20 protein-coding genes are annotated in these 19,484 nt (G+C 42.0%); 7 read left to right on the top strand and 13 right to left on the bottom strand.

The window, feature by feature from the left end; translation table 11 throughout:
* Positions 1–282 precede the first annotated feature (282 nt).
* Entirely contained in the window at positions 283–1,074 is a 792-nt protein-coding gene (cdaA, locus tag IZT61_RS17275) for a diadenylate cyclase CdaA (protein ID WP_196098279.1), read from the top strand.
* A gap of 59 nt (positions 1,075–1,133) precedes the next feature.
* Here cdaA and IZT61_RS17270 read toward each other — a convergent pair whose 3' ends face one another.
* The 11 genes from IZT61_RS17270 to IZT61_RS17220 form a co-directional block, all read right to left on the bottom strand.
* The gene (locus IZT61_RS17270; protein WP_196098278.1) at positions 1,134–1,397 is read right to left on the bottom strand and encodes a Txe/YoeB family addiction module toxin; all 264 of its coding nucleotides are present in this window, start codon (positions 1,395–1,397) and stop codon (positions 1,134–1,136) included.
* On the bottom strand, positions 1,397–1,639 hold the full coding sequence (locus tag IZT61_RS17265) for a DUF2683 family protein (RefSeq protein ID WP_196098277.1): 243 nt from the start codon (positions 1,637–1,639) through the stop codon (positions 1,397–1,399). Before IZT61_RS17265 ends, IZT61_RS17270 begins: the two co-directional genes overlap by 1 nt.
* A gap of 109 nt (positions 1,640–1,748) precedes the next feature.
* On the bottom strand, positions 1,749–2,159 hold the full coding sequence (locus IZT61_RS17260) for a BrxA/BrxB family bacilliredoxin (protein ID WP_056871840.1): 411 nt from the start codon (positions 2,157–2,159) through the stop codon (positions 1,749–1,751).
* Positions 2,160–2,263: 104 nt separating this feature from the next.
* On the bottom strand, positions 2,264–2,737 hold the full coding sequence (locus IZT61_RS17255) for a CCC motif membrane protein (protein WP_196098276.1): 474 nt from the start codon (positions 2,735–2,737) through the stop codon (positions 2,264–2,266).
* 2 nt (positions 2,738–2,739) lie between these two features.
* On the bottom strand, positions 2,740–3,060 hold the full coding sequence (locus tag IZT61_RS17250) for a DUF2752 domain-containing protein (RefSeq protein WP_196098275.1): 321 nt from the start codon (positions 3,058–3,060) through the stop codon (positions 2,740–2,742).
* A complete protein-coding gene (locus tag IZT61_RS17245; RefSeq protein ID WP_196098274.1) occupies positions 3,044–3,472 on the bottom strand; it encodes a YkvA family protein in 429 nt (142 codons plus the stop codon). Before IZT61_RS17245 ends, IZT61_RS17250 begins: the two co-directional genes overlap by 17 nt.
* A gap of 267 nt (positions 3,473–3,739) precedes the next feature.
* Positions 3,740–3,958, bottom strand: a complete 219-nt coding sequence (locus IZT61_RS17240) for a hypothetical protein (protein WP_196098273.1) — start codon at positions 3,956–3,958, stop codon at positions 3,740–3,742.
* Positions 3,959–4,098: 140 nt separating this feature from the next.
* Positions 4,099–5,622: a GH3 auxin-responsive promoter family protein gene (locus IZT61_RS17235; protein WP_196098272.1), complete on the bottom strand. Its 1,524-nt coding sequence runs from the start codon at positions 5,620–5,622 to the stop codon at positions 4,099–4,101.
* 199 nt (positions 5,623–5,821) lie between these two features.
* Positions 5,822–6,562, bottom strand: a complete 741-nt coding sequence (gene lptB / locus IZT61_RS17230; RefSeq protein ID WP_196098271.1) for an LPS export ABC transporter ATP-binding protein — start codon at positions 6,560–6,562, stop codon at positions 5,822–5,824.
* A 145-nt stretch (positions 6,563–6,707) separates the two neighbouring features.
* Positions 6,708–8,408, bottom strand: coding sequence for a single-stranded-DNA-specific exonuclease RecJ (recJ, locus tag IZT61_RS17225; RefSeq protein WP_196098270.1), 1,701 nt, complete (start codon positions 8,406–8,408; stop codon positions 6,708–6,710).
* Between the two features lie 832 nt (positions 8,409–9,240).
* Positions 9,241–10,563, bottom strand: coding sequence for a sulfatase-like hydrolase/transferase (locus IZT61_RS17220; RefSeq protein WP_196098269.1), 1,323 nt, complete (start codon positions 10,561–10,563; stop codon positions 9,241–9,243).
* A gap of 195 nt (positions 10,564–10,758) precedes the next feature.
* On the opposite strand from IZT61_RS17220, the gene lipA reads away from it, so the two are divergent.
* From lipA to IZT61_RS17205, 3 genes are all read left to right on the top strand, one after another.
* Complete coding sequence (gene lipA / locus IZT61_RS17215) at positions 10,759–11,652, top strand: lipoyl synthase (protein ID WP_196098268.1); 894 nt, start codon at positions 10,759–10,761, stop codon at positions 11,650–11,652.
* Between the two features lie 105 nt (positions 11,653–11,757).
* Positions 11,758–12,309: an RNA polymerase sigma factor gene (locus tag IZT61_RS17210; protein ID WP_196098267.1), complete on the top strand. Its 552-nt coding sequence runs from the start codon at positions 11,758–11,760 to the stop codon at positions 12,307–12,309.
* A gap of 2 nt (positions 12,310–12,311) precedes the next feature.
* Positions 12,312–13,166, top strand: a complete 855-nt coding sequence (locus IZT61_RS17205; protein ID WP_196098266.1) for an anti-sigma factor — start codon at positions 12,312–12,314, stop codon at positions 13,164–13,166.
* A 123-nt stretch (positions 13,167–13,289) separates the two neighbouring features.
* On the opposite strand, the gene IZT61_RS17200 is transcribed toward IZT61_RS17205, so the two are convergent.
* Positions 13,290–13,994, bottom strand: a complete 705-nt coding sequence (locus IZT61_RS17200) for an AIM24 family protein (protein WP_196098265.1) — start codon at positions 13,992–13,994, stop codon at positions 13,290–13,292.
* Positions 13,995–14,193: 199 nt separating this feature from the next.
* The gene (locus tag IZT61_RS17195) at positions 14,194–15,684 is read right to left on the bottom strand and encodes an NAD(P)H-hydrate dehydratase (RefSeq protein ID WP_230383746.1); all 1,491 of its coding nucleotides are present in this window, start codon (positions 15,682–15,684) and stop codon (positions 14,194–14,196) included.
* Positions 15,685–15,819: 135 nt separating this feature from the next.
* Between IZT61_RS17195 and yiaA the strand changes: the two genes are divergently transcribed.
* The 3 genes from yiaA to IZT61_RS17180 all read left to right on the top strand — a co-directional run bounded on the left by yiaA (position 15,820) and on the right by IZT61_RS17180 (position 19,457).
* Positions 15,820–16,227: an inner membrane protein YiaA gene (gene yiaA, locus IZT61_RS17190; protein WP_196098264.1), complete on the top strand. Its 408-nt coding sequence runs from the start codon at positions 15,820–15,822 to the stop codon at positions 16,225–16,227.
* Between the two features lie 555 nt (positions 16,228–16,782).
* On the top strand, positions 16,783–18,096 hold the full coding sequence (gene eat, locus IZT61_RS17185; protein WP_196098263.1) for an ethanolamine permease: 1,314 nt from the start codon (positions 16,783–16,785) through the stop codon (positions 18,094–18,096).
* Entirely contained in the window at positions 18,096–19,457 is a 1,362-nt protein-coding gene (locus IZT61_RS17180; RefSeq protein ID WP_196098262.1) for a glutamine synthetase family protein, read from the top strand. The genes eat and IZT61_RS17180 overlap by 1 nt, the downstream gene beginning before the upstream one ends.
* Positions 19,458–19,484 lie beyond the last annotated feature (27 nt).

The raw sequence follows: 19,484 nt of genomic DNA, 5'->3' as shown, positions 1-19,484 counted from the left end.
AAGAACGGTCGTCATCCTCAGCTTGACTGGGGATCCTAATGCGCAATAAATTGGGCGCCCAGCATTAAGATTCCCGCCTACGCGGGAATGACGGCGCATAAAACGAGATGTGTCCACACGATAGGAAGCATCGGGACACGCGTTACACTCAAGATGACAGCCATAAAACCGGTCATCCCGCGGGACGACGGTTGGTTCGAAGCGTGAGAAATTCTGCAAAAATTTAAAGATTTCCCTTCCAACAAAATAAACAATTAACCGATTTAAACTATCTTGCGCTAAATGAAAGGATTTGATTTTGATTTTCTAAAAATTTCGCCAACTGATGTGGTGGATGTCATACTGGTGGCTCTGCTGATTTACTATGTTTACACTTTAATTCGCAATACACTTGCCGTAAACTTGTTGGTTGGTATGCTCATTATTGCAATCTTTTATCGTGTGGTTGATGCGCTACACATGAAATTGCTAACTACCATTATAGAGAAATTTATGAGCGTGGGGATTATCGCCTTGATTGTGATTTTCCATCCGGAAATCAGACGGTTTCTGCTGCTCATTGGCAAAAATGCTTTCCTGCAAAAAAACAAGGCCTGGTGGGGTTATTTATTTGGTCGCAAAGAAATAGAACGAAATAATCTGACCAGAATTAAGCCTATAATTGATGCCTGCAAAAGCATGAAAAAAACCCGCACAGGGGCGTTAATTGTATTCGTTAAATTTTACGATGAGCAGTATTTCGCGAACAGTTGCGAATTTGTAGATGCAAAAATTTCGAAGCGTTTACTCGAAAGTATTTTTCAAAAGAATAGCCCTCTGCACGATGGTGCTGTGGTAATTTCGGAGAACAAGATTAAAAGCGCAAGTTGCATTTTACCACTGACAGATAACGATCAGTTACCGCCACAATTCGGACTTAGGCATAGAGCTGGGATCGGTGTTTCGGAAACGACGGATGCTGTGGCCGTAATTATTTCGGAAGAAACGGGAGAAATATCTTACGCCAAACAAGGCAGGGTAAGAATGAATGTTTCTTTTGGGGAATTGGAAAAGTTACTTAATAAGGATTTTTAGAAGAGGTTGCGCTAATTTGCAAAATGGATTCAATGGCTATTTCAGCGTTACAAAGTTGCTTAGGTATGACCTTTAAGCGAAATTACATATACTTTATCATCCTCAACACGGTATAACATCCTGTGTTCACGATTGATGCGCCTTGTCCAATGTCCGAAAAGATTGTGTTTTAGTGGCTCAGGCTTGCCAGTACCTGTAAATGGGTGTTCAGAAAGCTCGTCTAACAAAAACCAAAGTTTGCTTAAAAGCGACTTATTCCCTGCTTTCCCATGTTCTTGTATATCTTTCTTTGCTTTTGGGGTAAATTCTAAATCATAAGCCATTATAGACCTAGAAAACTTTTTAAATCCTCCCTTTTTACCCTGGTTGTATTTCCGTTTTTTATATCTTGTTCTGCTTCTTCAACGGTTTTTACCATTTCTATCCCATAAAGGTCTATTCCCTTTTCCCGCTCAGTTTGCTCAGCTTTCGTGCTTGGTCCGAATGGAACTTTCAAAGCCTTGGCAAAGGCCTTAATTGCGTTTAATTGCTCTCTATTTTGTGGGTGTAATGTAACCGTTTCCATAATGCTAATTTAACGATTTTATTTCCTTTTTGCCTAAACCAATTAATTAAAAGGATTACATCGACCGTTTGTCGCTGACCGATGTAATCGCAATGAATCTCCTTTTCAACTAGCAATACTGTTCAAAAGCACCGATTAAGTTGTCGGCTATCATTTGTGCAGGACGGCCTTCAATTTGGTGGCGCTCGATCATGTGTACCAATTTACCATCTTTAAATAAGGCCATGGCCGGAGAAGACGGAGGAAAAGGCATCATATAATTTCTAGCCTGATCTACAGCTTCTTTTTCCATTCCTGCAAAAACGGTAACCAATTTATCAGGATGCTTTTCGTGAGCTGCTGCTGCTCTTGCCGCCGGACGAGCATTGGCCGCGGCGCATCCGCAAACAGAGTTTACTACAACTAATACGGTACCTTCGCCCTTAATTGCCTGATCAACTTCTTCGGCATTTTTCAATTCTTCGAAACCAACATTAGTCAATTCCTTACGCATTGGTTCTACTAAATATTCTGGATACATTATCTTGAGTTTTTGTGTTTACAACTTTGATGGTACAAAAATAACAAAATCGGATGGTATGCATCATCCGATTTATATTTTGAAGGTAAAATTAAGCCTGTATATCAGTTGAATCCGCGGAAAAATTTATCATAGGCCTGTGGATGCGTAATGGCACCTACAACCGCCAAAATAACTAAAGTGATAAACAATGCGCTTATAATCGTCGCAATCATACCGCAAATCTTTCCTGCTTTTGCATTTTTATAGGACGACTCGGTATACCATGCGGGATTAAGCTGGTATTTTTTAACATCGCTACCGCCAAGAATCCAGGCGATTATTCCGAATACCAGACCAAACACACCGTAAAAGCAGCAGGCCGGAAGTGCAATGATGCCCAAAACCAGGGCCGCTGTAGCATTTGGCAGGTTCTGTTGCCCCATCCCCATTCCGCCGGGAAACTGGCCGAAAGGTGGTGGTTGTTGAAAAGGCGGTGGTGTTGCAAAACCCGAGTTTGTAGGTGCCGCTTCGGGGGTGTTGTTTTTATTTAAATCCAGTGGTTCGTTTCCCTGGGAGGTTTCCTGTTCTTCTGACATTTTTAGCTGATAAGTTGGGATGTAAATATTTTATAAATGTAATTGATTAGGATAATTATTGCAACACCGCCGTAAGCGATTTTAATTACTTTAGCTCCCATTTTGAAGTCCATTTTTAAATGGATCAATGTAAAAAGCAGAATCAAAATGAAAGGAATTGCGGCAGGATAAATTCTGAATGAACTCAAAAAATCACCTTTCATTAAGGCAATAATAGAACGTTGAAAGCCGCAGCCGGGGCAATCGAAACCAAAATTAGCCTTAAACGGACAGGTAAAAAGATGACGCTCAACCCAATCTAAAAAGCTATGTTGATGAGCCATCAATACTGATAATTTTGCCCTCGTTATCTTTCCATGCCTTGTACTTTTCAAGGTCTTTAAGCACTTGCTTATAAACGAGGTTGAGCACAAACACATCGTCGATAAACCCTAAGAGCGGCACGAAATCTGGCACAACATCAATTGGTGATAAAAAATAAATCAATCCTCCTAAAATTGCAATTATCGATCGTTTTGGAATTTCAGTATAATTCCCGTTTACAAAGTCTTTCGAAACGGCAAAAAGCAACACCAGCTTATCCCACACCCCTTCTAATTCGCCTTTGTTGCTTACGGCTTTGCCCAAAGCATCCTTTATCGTAGCGTTTGCCTTCGATTTATCGTTCAAGATTACGGTTGCCTTGTTTTCAGATTTTTTGAAAAAATCCAATATTTTTTTCCTGTTTAACTTCATATTAGCTTTTTACGAATTATACCGAGAAAATCATCTATCGACAGCACATTTACCTTTGGAAAAGCGATTTGTTTCAATATATTAAAATGTTGATCGTTAGTTACGATATAGTCGGCATTGCTACTGAATTTTTCGATTAATGATTCTCTTTCCGTGTTGTTATTTAACAGCGCCCGTCGCCATCCTTCGCGAATTTCGGGAGATTTAATGTAACAAAACGTAATGTATTAAGATTCCCACCTGCGTGGGAATGACGTAGTGAATTATTTAACCGCTTGTTCTTAAATGTTCATCTTTCCAAGATTCAATTGTCTTTTCATCCCAACTTTGCTCTTCCCATAATTTGTCCATCTCCGACGAAGCAACGTCGGCAAAATATCGTGCCAACATCCCCTTAATGTCCGTTAACTGTGCGTCTGATAAATTATATTGAAAAAGTTTCAATAACTCCAGTTGCACATTTGTCAGTTTTCCTGTAGCTTCCATATCTTAATCATTAACTGTAACAAATATATCAATAATTGTTCAGGGCTTTCTTGCACTCATTGGCTGATGTTAAAGCTCCTTCCGTTGCGCAGTTAGAGAAGCCTAGCTTTAAAAGCTTGACTTCTCTTTACCAAGATCATTTAAGCGGCTGCAGATTTCAACATTTCTAAAATATCATCCACGTACTTACGTTCATTTGCCAAACGGGGAACCTTGTGCTGTCCGCCCAGCTTATTTCTGGCCTTTAACCAGTTATAAAAAGTATTGGGAGGTACGTTATGCACCTTTGGGCGACAGAGCGCCATGTCTTTAAATCGCTTGGCGTCGTAATCGGAATTTATGTCGCGGAGGGTTTGGTCCATCACGTCGATAAACTTTTCAAAATCGCTTGGTTGCTTGTCAAATTCGATCAGCCATTCGTGTCCGCCCGCCTCCTTACCATGAAAATAGATCGGCCCGGCGGTATAATCTTTAATTTCGGCACCCGTTTCGCAACAGGCCTTAGTAAGCGCCTGCTCTGCATTATCAATAATCACCTCTTCGCCAAAGGCATTGATAAAGTGTTTGGTACGCCCGGTAATTTTAATTCGATAAGGCGCCAATGAGGTAAACTGAACCGTATCGCCAATCATATATCGCCACAAACCACCATTTGTGGTAATTACTATTGCGTAGTTTTTGTTCAGTTGTACTTCTCCAAGCAACAAGGTTTTTGGGTTATCATCGCAAATATTTTCCATTGGAATAAACTCATAGAAAATACCGTAATCTAACATTAAAAGCATTTCATCCGAATCGCCTTGATCCTGAATTCCAAAGAAACCTTCGGATGCATTATAAGTTTCCAGATAATACATATCATTGGATGGGATGAGTTGCTTGAACTGTTCGCGATACGGCGTAAAATTTACTGCGCCGTGAATGTAAACTTCGAGGTTGGGCCACACTTCGAGCAAGTTGCTTTTACCGGTAAGCTCCAACACTTTTTTGGCCAATACGATGGTCCACGTTGGAACGCCAGAAATGCTGGTTACGTTTTCATGAATAGTGGCCTCGGCCATTTTATCCATCTTAATTTCGTAATTGTCCATTAAGGCGATGGCCATATTCGGCGTGCGGTAAAACTCGGCCCAAATTGGCAGGTTTTTGATTAATACGGCCGATAAATCGCCATAAAAACAGTCTTCGTTCAATTGGTTTACCTGATGACTTCCACCTAAAACCAGGCCCTTTCCGGTAAACATCTGATTATTGGGGCGGTTGTTGCAATAAATCGAAAGCATGTCTTTACCGCCCTTAAAATGGCATTCCTCTAAACTTTCGGCAGATACGGGAATAAATTTGCTTCTGTCGCTGGTTGTACCCGACGATTTTGCGAACCATTTGATATCTGACGGCCAGAGAATATTTTGCTCTCCGGCTAGCATGCGTTCTATATAGGGTTTTAACGTATCGTAATTTTGAATCGGAACCCTTTCTTGAAACTGTTGAGGGGTTAGAATGCTTTTATAATCGTATTTTTTGCCCCATTCGGTGTTTTCAGCACTATCGATTAAGGAATGAAACCACTCGAGCTGTACGTCGTGAGGATATTTCATGAAAAGCTCGATCTGATGAATCCGCTTCTTCATTAACCAGGTGAAAATTGAATTTACAATTGCCATATTATTTTTTTGACATGGTTTTTAGCAACAATTTTAACGCCATTTTTTAAGCCCCTCCCAAACTCCCCGAAAGGGGGAGTTAGCGATGAGCTAATTTCGCTTTAGTCTTTCAAGCCCCACCCAACCTCCCCGGAGGGGAGGAGTTAGCCATGAGCCAATTGCGCCTTGGTCTCTTCGCTTTCAGCTTTAGTCTTTAAGCTTAAACCTCAAATTTCTTACGTTTTAATACAAAGTTCGATCCGAGGTAAACCTTTCTCACCATTTCGTTTTCTGCCAACACCTCAGGAACACCTTGTTCTAAAATTTTCCCTTCAAAGAGCAAATAGGCTCTATCCGTAATGGAAAGCGTTTCCTGAACGTTATGGTCGGTAATCAAAATACCGATATTTTTGTGCTTCAATTTAGCTACAATGCTTTGAATTTCTTCCACTGCAATTGGGTCTACCCCGGCGAAAGGTTCATCTAATAGGATAAAGTTCGGATTTGCTGCCAATGCCCGGGCGATTTCCGTACGGCGGCGCTCGCCTCCGGATAGCAAATCGCCACGGTTTTTACGAACCTTGTGAAGACTAAATTCGTTAATCAGCTCTTCAAGCTTATCTCTCTGCTCCTCTTTGGTCATGCTGCTCATTTCCAAAATCGCCAGAATGTTATCTTCAACGGTTAGTTTTCTAAAAACCGACGCCTCTTGGGCCAAATAGCCAATTCCTTTCTGCGCCCTGCGGTACATGGCATCCTCGGTAATGTCTTCGCCCTCTAAAAAAATCCGCCCTTCATTTGGCTTTATCAATCCAACAATCATGTAAAAAGAGGTTGTTTTTCCGGCACCGTTCGGACCCAGTAAACCAACAATCTCTCCTTGGTTAACATTAAAAGAAACGTCGTTAACAACGGTACGCTGCTTGTATTTTTTAACCAAATGTTCGGCTTTTAATATCATTCGTATTTACGATTTTTGATTTACGATTTACGATTTAGCGTAAATCAAATCTTGTTTTTAAATCTTGTTACATTGCGCTTCCCAATAAGCCAGGGCAGGTCGTTCAAATGTCCTTCGACGGCCTCATGATGACACCTTTAAGTATTCAATTAACTTTTATTCCTTTAATATTGAGTTGCAAACGGCGCTTTTCTCGCCACACGTTTTCTTCTATCGTATAACAAACAGAAAACGGAACTTTTGGTTGTAAAAGATTCTGAAATTCTGCAAGCCCAAATGCAATACCTTCAAAAATAGGTGAATTTTGTTGTTTTATATTAATTTTTAAATGATTTCCACCTACGGCCATGGCATGTTGAGCCAGGTAAACATTGTGCGTTACAAAAATGGGCGCCATATTTTCGGGTCCAAATGGGCCCATTTGCGATAGCACCCTGAAAAACTTGCCATCTATTTGCGCCAATTGTATTTCGGCGTCAATTTTGATCATGGGCGTTAACATTTCTTCGGTAATGCTTGCGGAAACAATTTGTTCAAATTTATCTGCAAAGGCATCAACATTTTGCTCTTGCATGGTTAAGCCTGCAGCGAATTTATGCCCGCCATATTGATCTAAGAGATCGGCACAGCCACTTAACGCTTCATATAAATCGAAGCCTACCACCGAACGGCAAGAGCCGGCTACATGGCCGTTACTTTTTGTTAACACGATGGTTGGCCTATAATACTTTTCGGTTAATCGCGATGCGACGATGCCAATTACACCTTTATGCCAACTTTCGTTAAAAACTACCGTTGTTTTTCTGTTGATCAATATTTCGCTTTCCCCAATCAACGCCAGGGCCTCTCGGGTAATGTCCTGATCGTAAGTTTTCCGCTCAGTATTTTTTAGGTTAATGAGCTCGCTTTGCTCAAGCGAATTGCCATCCTCCTGGCAAAGCAGCATGGCTACGGCATGTTTTGCATGGTCTATTCTTCCTGCTGCATTTATCCGCGGGCCTAGTGTAAAAACAACATCGGTAATGGTATAATTTTGCGTTTTACCCGAAACTTCCATCAACGCCCTTAGGCCCTCACAGGGGTTGGTGTTTAATTTTTTAAGGCCGTAATAAGCTAAAATTCTGTTTTCGCCCACCACCGGAACAATATCAGCGGCAATACTTACCATAACCAAATCGAGGTATTGCAAGTAAGTTTCTGCTGGCAGATTGTGCTTTTGAGCATAGGCCTGAGCAAGTTTAAAGCCAATACCGCAGCCGGCCAATTCTTTAAAAGGATATTCGCAATCAGCTCGCTTGGGGTCTAAAACGGCAACCGCTTTTGGCAGTTCATCGCCCGGCAAGTGGTGATCGCAAATAATAAAATCGATGCCCAATTTGTTGGCATAATCAATTTTATCAATGGATTTAATACCACAATCTAACGCGATAATTAATGAAAATCCGTTTTCGTTGGCGTAATCGATTCCTGCTGTAGAAATGCCGTAACCTTCTAAATATCTGTCGGGAATGTAATATTCGATGTTTTGGGTAAGCTGAGAAAAAAAGCTAAAGGCCAGCGCTACGGAGGTTGTTCCATCAACATCATAATCGCCATAAATGAGAATTTTTTCGTGAGTAGCCAAGGCGGTTTCAATTCTCCGAATGGCCTGATCCATGTCTTTCATCAGAAAAGGATCGTGAAGGTGAGCCAGCTCCGGCCTAAAGAAATTTTTGGCCTCATCGAAACTGCAAATATTGCGCTGCACCAATATTCTGGCGAGCGACTTATCTATATTTAACTGTTCTGCTACTTCGTTTACTGTTTCATCATTACAATTTGACGTCAACACCCATCTTTTTTCCATTTATTTTATCTCCGAACAGTAAATATACATTTTAATTGAATACTGCAGAAGCGAATCATCATGGTAGTTAGCCTTTCGCCTTTTAGTCAAATATTTAGATTTTAAACCGACTTGGGTTGTAAATGATCACATGCTTTATAAAGAAACGTTTAGCAGGATAGACTTTTGCTTTTTTTGGAAATGAACAGTTCTGTGCCGATGGCGGCCGATAGTCCTGCTGTCTGCCTGTAGTTCAAATGACAATGAAAAATTGCCATTTAAAGCTACCTGGCAACATCAGGTTTATACCGAGTGTCCAGTGCCAAGCACGTAAATCGGATGGCGTTTAATCTTGCCCTCTTTCCCGTACAGGCGGGAATCTTGATGCAAGGCGCCTAATTTTAGGATCCCCAGTCTAGCTACCAATGACAGCACGGGTTTTGTCATGCTGAGGTACAGCCTGTCCCGATCCGATAGCTATCGGATTCTCGGGAAAAGCATCTGTAACCTACTCTTACCGTCCTTGCGCACCCACTCACCCTCTTTTGACTGTGGGGTGTTGGCGTTCTGCGTTTCATCACTTGGGGATCCTTCGTTACACTCAGGATGACAGCATTGAAAACTGTCATCCCAACTCCTTTGTTTTTCTAAAACTGATCTCTCAGGATGACGACCGTCCATAGTTAGCGCCTTAAAACAGCTTAAATTAATGGCATTGCTGCCTCTCCGGTCAGGGGGACACTCAGGATGACAGCGATAAAAAACTTATTTAATCAATCACTTCTTTCAAAACATCTTAAACCTTGATCCAATCGCTATCCGATTTCTTAAAAAATGAGATGGTGATCGGTCATTATTTGGAATTACCCGGATATTCACCAAAAAGCCTTACCAGATGGTCTCTTTGCTGCTGATATTTGGCGTCGTTGAAAAGATTTACCCGTTCAGATGGATCCCATGCCAGATTATAAAGCTCGCTGCTGTCTTTGTCGCCTTTTTTTGTGATTCGTAGCTTCCAATCGCCGTCTTTTACGCCTTCCAAAACATAATTATGGTAATATATGGGGCGATGCACCTTGCTGTATTTTTTATTTGTAAGTAAGCCCGAAACCGACTCACCATCGAGTACGTTTTGGGGGAGTTTTGTTTTTGTCCATTCAGCAATAGTTGGTAAAATATCGAGATTCGAAAATGGCCTTGTTTCTTGTGTATTTACAATGGTTCGGCCTTTCCAGTAACAAATAAAGGGAACGCGATGCCCGCCCTCGTACGACACACCTTTCCAGCCCCTAAATATGCCAGCCGAGCCTACGTGGTAAAATTTGGTAAATCCATCATCGTACATTCTTTGTGGTGCATTAATCCATGGGCCATTATCGCTTGTAAACATAAATATGGTGTTGTCGGCCTCGCCCGCTGCAACAACGGCATTCCAAATTTCGGCCAGGCTCCTGTCCATTTCCTCAATTACGTCGCCAAGCTCACCGCCCGCTGAATGCACTTTTTTGGCTTTTTGTGCAGCAAATGCAATGGGTAAGTGCGGCATATTGTGCGCCAGATATAAGAAAAACGGTTTTTTTTGTTTTGTACTCTGCTTAATAAAACTGATGGATTCTTTTGTGTAAGCGCTGATTAAAATACTATCGTGAGGCTTATAAATCTCTGGGCTTGTGTTCCGCCAAAGTTTCATCACGGTATCGGTTTTTACATACGGTGGGCGATAATCGTGGCTCCATAACAGGCCATAAAAATTGTCGAAACCCTGCTTGTTCGGTAAAGCGTCGCCATGATCGCCAAGATGCCATTTACCTACCAGCGCCGTATTATAACCTGCAGATTTCAGCATCGTTGCAATGGTAACTTCTGTACTCGGAATACCACGCTTATCGCCGGGACCTATTGGCCATGGCAAATCCATTCGGCTGCAGTACCTGCCTGTCAATAACGAAGCCCTCGATGGGGTACAAGTTGGCGAAACGGTTACAAAATTGGTGGCCTTTATTCCTTTAGAGGCCATTTCATCTAAAAAAGGGGTTTTAATTAGCGGATTGCCGTAGCAGGAAATGTCGCTATAACCCATATCATCTGCCAGTACGAGAATAATGTTCGGACGTTTTTGCGCTTTTAAGGAGAGCATAGAAAACAAAAGCAACAAGAGTGTAAAAAACCTTTTCATGCAAGCAATTTAGCGATGAAATTTGAAAGTAGGAAACATAGTTTTGAGTTGGGAGTTGGCAGTTGGGAATTGGCAGTTGGGAGTTTTCAGTTGAGGGTTGGGAGTAGGCAAGCTAATCAGTGAACCAATTTATTATTACAAGCGCCAAACATTTTATGGTTCGAACTTTTGGATGGGATTGATTAACTTTGCATCATGATTGATTTACCGGTAGTACCTGCTGTAACTGAAGTTAAGCGTAAACCTGATTGGTTACGCGTAAAATTGCCTGTTGGAAAAGAATACGCGGAGGTACGCAGTTTAGTTGATACGCATAAATTACATACCATTTGCGAAAGCGGCAACTGCCCGAATATGGGCGAATGCTGGGGAGCTGGTACTGCAACATTCATGATCCTGGGAAACATTTGTACGCGTAGCTGCTCTTTCTGCGCTGTTGCTACAGGGCGCCCATTAGCGGTTGATGTTGATGAGCCTAATCGCGTTGCCAATTCGGTAAAGCTGATGGGTGTTAAGCACTGTGTAATCACTTCGGTAGATCGCGATGATTTAAAAGATGGTGGTTCAATTATTTGGGCTGAGACTTTACAGGCTATTCGCAGGGAAAGCCCGATTACTACTTTGGAAACGCTGATTCCCGATTTTAAAGGTCAGTGGGATAATCTATATCGTGTTTTGGACGAGCGTCCGGAAGTTGTTTCGCACAATATGGAGACGGTGAAGCGCTTAACCCGTCAGGTACGTATTCAAGCCAAATACGATAGAAGTTTAGAGGCGCTAAAACGGATTTCTGAGTTTGGCTTAAGAACCAAAACGGGGATTATGCTTGGACTGGGCGAAACTGAAGACGATATTTTCGAAGCGATGGATGATTTGGTGGCAAACGGTGTGCATATTTTAACGCTCGGCCAGTATTTGCAGCCTACACGTAATCACCATCCGGTAGTTGATTGGATTCACCCCGATACTTTTGCAATGTACAAAGAAGTTGGCTTGGCAAAAGGATTAAAATATGTAGAAAGCGGTCCCTTGGTTCGTTCTTCTTATCACGCTGAAAAACACCTTTTTCCGATAGAGGGAATAGTTTAACGGCAGCAGATTTAAATTGTTTTAAAAATCGCATTCCAGCTGGGAATAAACAATCAAAACATTTTTTTGGTTTTGTTGTTGTGTATTGTATCTTAGTGACCAATAGTGACTGCATTTAAAAAATTATCCCTAACTGAGCCAGAACTCGTTTTAGCCCTGCAATCGAAAGATCCGGCGGTATTAAAAACGCTATATGGCATGTATTCATCTGCGCTGTATGGCGTAATTTCGCGAATTATTACGCACACGGAGCTTGCGGAAGATGTTTTGCAAGAAACTTTTGTGAAGATTTGGCAGTCTGCCGCACACTACGATGAAACCAAAGGGAGACTGTTTACGTGGATGATGAATATTGCCCGAAACCTCTCTATCGATAAATTACGTTCCAAAGATTTTAAGAATTCACTCAAAAACCAAGACCTCGAAAATAACGTAAGTTCCGTTGATGAGCAAAACAAGGTTACGTTTAATCCCGATGTTCTTGGCGTTAAACAACTTGTGGAAAATCTGAAACCAGACCTACAAGCCGTTCTTGATTTAGTTTATTACAAAGGCTATACGCATGTAGAAGCCGCAGAAAAGTTAGATCTGCCGTTGGGGACTGTGAAAACCCGAATCCGACTGGCTATAATAGAATTGAGAAGGAGTTTTAATTGAGCGTGGAAAATTTAAAAGCATATATCGAATCTGGGGTACTTGAACTGTACGTTCTAGGCGACTTATCGCCAGAGGAAGCGCTGCAAGTTGAGGAAATAGCATCTCAAAATCCTGAGGTGAGTGCTGAAATAGCTGCCATTGAGCAAGCTATGGAGCAATATGCCATGCAAAATGCCATCGAACCCGCTGCTCATGTTGAAACCAGTTTATTCGAAAGATTGGGCATTGACGAAGAAGAGCCTCTAGTAACCGCATCTAATATTGAAAAGCCTAATGAGCCGAAAGTTGTAAGACTTGAAAGCAGTAATGGCAATATAAAAACACTTCGTTATGCTTTGGTAGCCTGCATAGCATTATTAATTATTAGCACCGGTGCTTTAATTGTTACCTATAGTAAATTAAACGATGCAAACGACCAGATTGTTAGCTTAAACCAGGATAAACAAAGGTTTGCCAATGTGGTAAATAAGCTTGAATTTGAGAACAAAGGGCTTAACAATATGGCCGAAATGGCCGAAAGCAAAGAGTGGGCAACTATCCGGATGGCCGGTCAGGCTTTTAGTCCAAAATCAAAAATGAATGTCTACTGGAACAAGAAAGATAAAACGGTTTTGATTAATTACGCAGCCATGGACTTGCCAAAAACCGACGCTGAGCACGAATATCAGCTTTGGGCAATGGTGAATGGGAAACCAGTGAGCCTGGGTGTTTTCGGCGGAAAGGATTCAGTTTCTACAGAGGCCTTACGCAAAATGGAAACTATACAAAATGCACAGGCTTTTGCCGTAACCATTGAGCCAACAGGCGGGAGTGTTAACCCAACGATGGAAAAGTTAATGGTAATGGGCGGTGTTTAGCCTACTTAAAGCTTGTTTGATCAAGCAATATTAAGAGAAGTCAAGTTTCAAAAAACTTGACTTCTCTCGTTTAAAACAATTCGTGAGCTACACCCTTTATATTCTATGTGTGGCTTTGTCTTTTCAGGATTTTTGTGCGTATTTAACCTCTTCGTAAGGCTGAACCAACACCCAGCCTTCGCCAAAAAACTCCATTTGCAACGATTCTCCACTACCACGACCAATGAACGAGCCAAAAGTAAGGTTGGTTTTAATATTTGGCGACAGATTTTGCGACCAGGCAACTGTTGCATTTGGATCGGTGTAAACAGGCTGGCTGGCGCTAACCCGCAGCAATAACGGTTCGCCATGTGTGGTAATGGCAATATAACCACTGCCCGAAAGTTTTACCTGAAACAATCCACCACTCATCATACCTGCCACGCTTTTTAACATCTTGATGTCGTTCCTAATGTTTTCATCTATTGCCAGCACATCGTTACCGTTGACAAAAATAGATTCGTTTTGTAATTTGATGATTTTTACTTTTTTGCCTTCGTCGGCAAGATAGAGCTTACCCGTTCCTTTAGCGTACATTAAGCGGGTTCCCTCGCCCGAAATCGCCTTTTTTAACAAGCCTCCCAAGCCCTTGCTCAACATGCCTTCTCTTTTAAAATCGATGTTGCCCACATAGGCCACCATCGATCCTGCCTTGGCCATAATTTTTTGGTTCTTTAAATTGACTTCGAGCATCGCCGGCTTTTCCAACTCAAAAAAATCATTCTCGTTGGAATTTTCGGCAGATTCCTGAATCAACTCGCTTAGTGTGTACTCTCTTTTAGTATCCATTTGTTTTACGTTTTGGTTTACTAGTTTAGGAAAAATTATCCACATCTATCGAAAAAGGCAGAACAAAAAGCCGCGGAGATACAGCACACACTGAAAGACTTGTTTACTCAAGGCTGGACTTTAAACCCAGGGCTATTAAATTGGGATTACAAATCCCGATTAGCGGAATATATTGGAAAGGTATAAACTAAGGTATAAACTATTGGAATGCTTTAAGTGCTTTAGGCATGTTTTTAGCAACCTCCGAAGCGGTGACCACGGCGTTGTCATCAGCGAGCATGTCGCCAGCCCGCCCGTGGATAAATGTGGCCAAAATTGCGCTTTCGGCGGATGAGTATCCCTGCGCAAGAAATGAAACCACCACACCGGTTAAAATGTCGCCCATTCCCCCCTGCGCCATCGCAGGATTTCCTGTGGGGTTGATATATACTTTCCCATCTGGCAAACAAACAAAGGTAAACTGGTTTTTTAAAATGATAACGATTTGCAAAGCCTGCGCTTGCACTTTAGCGGTCTGCACCCTGTCCCACCAATGCTCATGCTCGCCAAATATCCTGTCAAATTCCTTCATGTGTGGGGTTAAAATTGAGCTTTTTGGTACTTTGGAAAGCAAGGTTTGGTTATCAGCCAAACAATTTAGTCCATCTGCATCAATTACCAGAGGTTTATTGGTTGCGAGCAAACTTTCGAGCAACTTCTCACTTTCGGGCGAAACGCCCAGGCCGGGGCCAATGGCAATGGCTTTAAATTTAGCCGGGTTTTCAATTCTGGTATATTCATCGCGGGGCAAGGCCATCACTTCTGGCAAAAGTGAATTTAGCGCCGTTAATCCGCTTTTTGGAATGCATGCGGTAGTTAAACCAGCGCCAGTATGCAAACAGGCAAGCGATGAAAGCAGGGCAGCGCCCATCGTATCCGCGTTTCCGGCAACGATTAGTGCGTGGCCGTAGGTTCCTTTATGACTAAATAATTTCCGGGATTTGAGTAGCTCCCGAACATCTGTCTCTTCAACCAAATAAAAATCGGCGTCCTGCTGTTGTATAAAATCTTCGTTCAAATCAATATCTACAACCTCATATTCTTGTGTTGCCAAAGCCGACTCGGGAAAGAAAAAGTTAATCTTCGGACGCTGAAAACAAATGGTTTTGTAAGCTTTTATTCCATTGTATTCAGCAGGAATTATGCCCTCGGATGGGAAACCAGTTGGAACATCGACAGCATAAACCTTTTTATTCTGTTCATTTATAAATGCCGCCAATTTTTCATAATCGCCGGCCAGCGGTTTATTCAGGCCAGAACCGAGAATGGCATCGATGATCACATCAGCTTTCATGTTTTTTAGATCATCGACAGTGCTAACGTTGATTTTTTTACAGCGTGATTCATCCAAACGCTGGAGATTGATTGCAAAGTCGTCGCTTTGTTTATCGCTAAAGTTAATCACATACACTTTAACGTTCTCGCACCCATTGTTAAGCAGCAAATGTGCAATTGCCAAGCCATCGCCACCGTTATTCCCTTTGCCACAAAAAATTGCTATACGCTGATTTGCATCAAACTCGTCCCTCAAAAAGCTTTGCACAAATGAGCGGGCGGCTTTTTCCATAAGATCTATTGAGGCAATCGGCTTGTTTTTAATAGTAAACTCGTCGGCCTGGCGCATTTGTGCTGAGGTAAGCAATGTTTGCATATAACTAAGTTAAACATTATTAAAGTTAAATGCGAACGATAACAATTTGTTTGTTAGATGTTTCAATAATTTTATTTCATAGCAATATTTTCTATATCTTACCTCTTATTCTAAATAAATTAAACTCTGATTAAAATGAATCAAAAACCATCAAACGCATTTGTGGCGGCCGCCTGGTTTGCGTTGGGCATCGGAATGATTGGCTTTATTGTTGGCCTTTGGCGTTCGGATATGCTCTTAAACGAAAAAGGATATTACTTCACCGTTTTAATGTTCGGACTGTTCGCTGTAATTTCACTGCAAAAAGCCGTTCGCGATAAACTTGAGGGCATTCCAGTAACTGAAATATACTACGGCATCAGCTGGTTCTCTACGTTGCTGACCATTACGCTGCTGGTTGTAGGCCTATGGAATGCTACACTGTTGCCCAGCGAAAAAGGATTTTATGCCTTTGCGTTTCTCCTTTCGCTTTTTGGTGCCATAACGGTGCAAAAAAACACAAGGGACACGCAGATTTTCAACAAAAACAAGGATTTAAATTAAAGTTCAAGTTGGTGGCTTATACAGCTACCAACTTGTCTTTTCCGTCATATCGAACATCGGTTGGGATATCCCCGCCTTTCGTCGGACAGGCCTTACAGATTGCCACCAACTTAAAGAAGCAGTACCCAGGTGAAAGATTTCTCCTTCCACTGTGCCAAGGGCATCCCTTCGGGAAAAAAGCTTCAATTCAAAATGACGGACGACATATATAGTGAGCTGAACAACAAATCTTTCAATGCAAATAGTACTTTTTACCTCCGAATCGGATAACCTTATAAACAAGCAGTTTATACGCTTGCAACAAATTAACCTGAACTGGTGTTAAGTCACGCACAATAGGTAGGTCGATTGTCACTTTGAGCATTTTGACTCACTTCATACAGGCTTATTCACAAGTCGTTAGCATTGGCTTCGACTCCGCTCAGCCTGACAAAGTATCGTTGATTTAACATTAATGACTAAATTTAAAAAAGGACAAAAATTACTACTATAAAAAACCAAACCTTATAATTTTTCCGAGCAGATTAATTATTGTTTTATGCGTAAAACGTTAAGATGGCAGACACAAATGGCTTGAAAAAAACGCTGACCCCTTTTATGCTCTGGGGCCTGGGCGTTGGTTATGTAATCTCGGGAATGTATTTCGGCTGGAACCTCGGCCTCGAAAAAGGTGGAACATTGGGGCTTGCCATTGCTACCGGGGTAATTATGGTGATGTATGTTACCTTTAGTTTCAGTTACGCTGAGCTGGCTTGCGCTATTCCGAAAGCGGGAGGGGTTTTCGATTATGCAAATACCGCTTTAGGCAAAAACCTCGGCTTTATTGCCGGAATAGCGCAAATGGTGGAGTTTATTTTTGCGCCGCCCGCTATCGCCTTTGCCATTGGCGCTTACTTCAATGCATTTTTTCCTCAGGTTCCTATTCTTACCAGTGCTATTGCGGTGTATTTCGTATTTACGGCGCTAAACATTTACGGCATAAAGGCCGCGGCCTCGTTCGAGGTGATTGTTACCATACTCGCCGTGGGCGAACTGCTTTTGTTTTCGGGAATTACGCTTCCGAAATTTCGTGCAGAAAATCTCGTACAAAACAATTTTCCTAATGGATGGAGTGGAGTTTTTGCCGCAATTCCATTTGCCATTTGGTTCTTTTTAGGCATCGAGGGGGTGGCAAATGTTGCCGAGGAAACGAAGAACCCACAAAAGGACATCAGTAAGGGCTTTGGCTGGGCTATTTTTACGCTGGCCATCCTCTGCGTTTTAGTATTTATATCTACTATTGGTATTGGTGGTTGGGAGGCCATCGTTTATAAAAACGGAAAATCGGGCGAAACCTCAGATTCTCCACTGCCGCTGGCCTTATCAATGATAACCGGCGATAACCATTTAATGTACCATTTATTAATTACCGTGGGGCTGTTTGGCTTGGTTGCATCATTCCACGGCCTGGTTTTGGCCGCTGGTCGTTCTACTTACGAAATGGGCAAGGCCAAAACAATTCCAGCTATTCTGGGCAAAATCTCACCCAAATTTCAAACTCCGGCAAATGCTTTAATTGGCAACATGGTTGTGGGCATTATTGCATTACTGTCGGGCAAAACGGGCGATATTATTGTGATCTCAGTATTTGGCGCTTTAACGTTATACATTATTTCGATGGTTTCGGTTATGGTATTACGCAAGCACAAGCCCGAAATGGAGCGCCCTTTCCGTACGCCGATCTATCCACTATTTCCCATTCTCGCCTTAATAATTGCCTGTGGCTCTTTTGTAGCCATGTTAATTTATAACCTTAAATTAGGGATAATTTATTTAGCTATCGTGCTGACCGTGTTTCTTCTATATAAAATCTTTAAAAAAGCAGATTGATGAGTACAACAAAACAAATTATCGATTATGTTGAAAACCATCCCTCCAAAAAGGTTAAGGTTGCCGTTACGGATATCGACGGTATTTTAAGGGGGAAATACATCGCGGCAGAGAAATTTATCTCATTAATTGAGGGCCGCCTGGGCTTTTGCGATGTAACTTTCGGCTGGGACGTGGGCGACGTAGCCTACGAAAACGGGAAGTTTACAGGATGGCATACCGGTTATCCCGATGCGCAGGTAAAGATCGACTTAACGACTTTTAGAAAAATACCGTGGGAAAATGATATTCCTTTTTTTTTAGGTGATTTTATCGATGATAAAGAGGTTGCAAATTATGTGTGCCCAAGGCAGTTGCTAAAAAAACTGACCGCTGAATGTGAGCAACTGGGATTGTCTCCGTTTTTCTCTCAAGAATTTGAATGGTTCAACTTTACAGAAACGCCAGAATCAGCACAAGAAAAAGGCTTTGCGAACCTCAAACCGCTAACCCCGGGAATGTTTGGTTACTCGATTTTGAGAAGCAGCTATAAAAATGAATTTATGAGCGATTTGTTCGATTTGCTCACTAAATTTAACATTCCGATTGAGGGCTTGCATACAGAAACCGGACCGGGAGTTTACGAAGCGGCAATTAGGTACGCCCCCATTCTTGAAGCCGCCGACCAAGCCACGCTTTTTAAAACGGCGGTAAAAGAAATTGCTTATAAACACGGAATTCTGGCCACGTTTATGGCAAAAATAAACGAAAATTTGCCGGGCTGCAGCGGGCATGTGCATCAAAGTTTGTGGGATAAAGACAATAAAAACAATTTGTTTTATGATGAAAAGGCTAGCGACAAAATGAGCGCAATAATGAAAAGCTACATTGCAGGTCAATTGCATTGTTTGCCTTACATTTTACCCATGATTGCCCCAACCATTAACAGTTATAAACGCCTGGTTGAAGGTGCCTGGGCGCCAACCACAGTAACCTGGGGTATCGATAACCGCACAACGGCGTTACGTGCTTTACCGGGAAGTAAAAAAGCAAGTCGCTTAGAAACACGAATTGTGGGCTCAGACACCAACCCTTACCTGGCGCTTTCGGCATGCCTGGCCGCAGGACTTTACGGCGTAAAAAACAAACTCGATTTATCGCAACCCGTTACAAGGGGCAATGGTTATACCGATTTATCAAACGGAACGCTGTCTGGAAACTTGTTTGAGGCCACACAAAAAATGAAAAACTCCGATTTGGCAAAGGAACTTTTGGGCGCCAGCTTTGTGGAACATTTTACCATGACGCGTGAGTGGGAATGCAAGCAATTTGCCAAAACGGTAACAGACTGGGAGTTAAAAAGGTATTTGGAAATAATTTGAGTTGACCGTTGACGGAAGCCAACGGCA

It is taken from the genome of Pedobacter endophyticus, from assembly GCF_015679185.1.
GTDB lineage: Bacteria > Bacteroidota > Bacteroidia > Sphingobacteriales > Sphingobacteriaceae > Pedobacter > Pedobacter endophyticus.
This window is presented reverse-complemented; position numbering and strand designations above follow the sequence as displayed.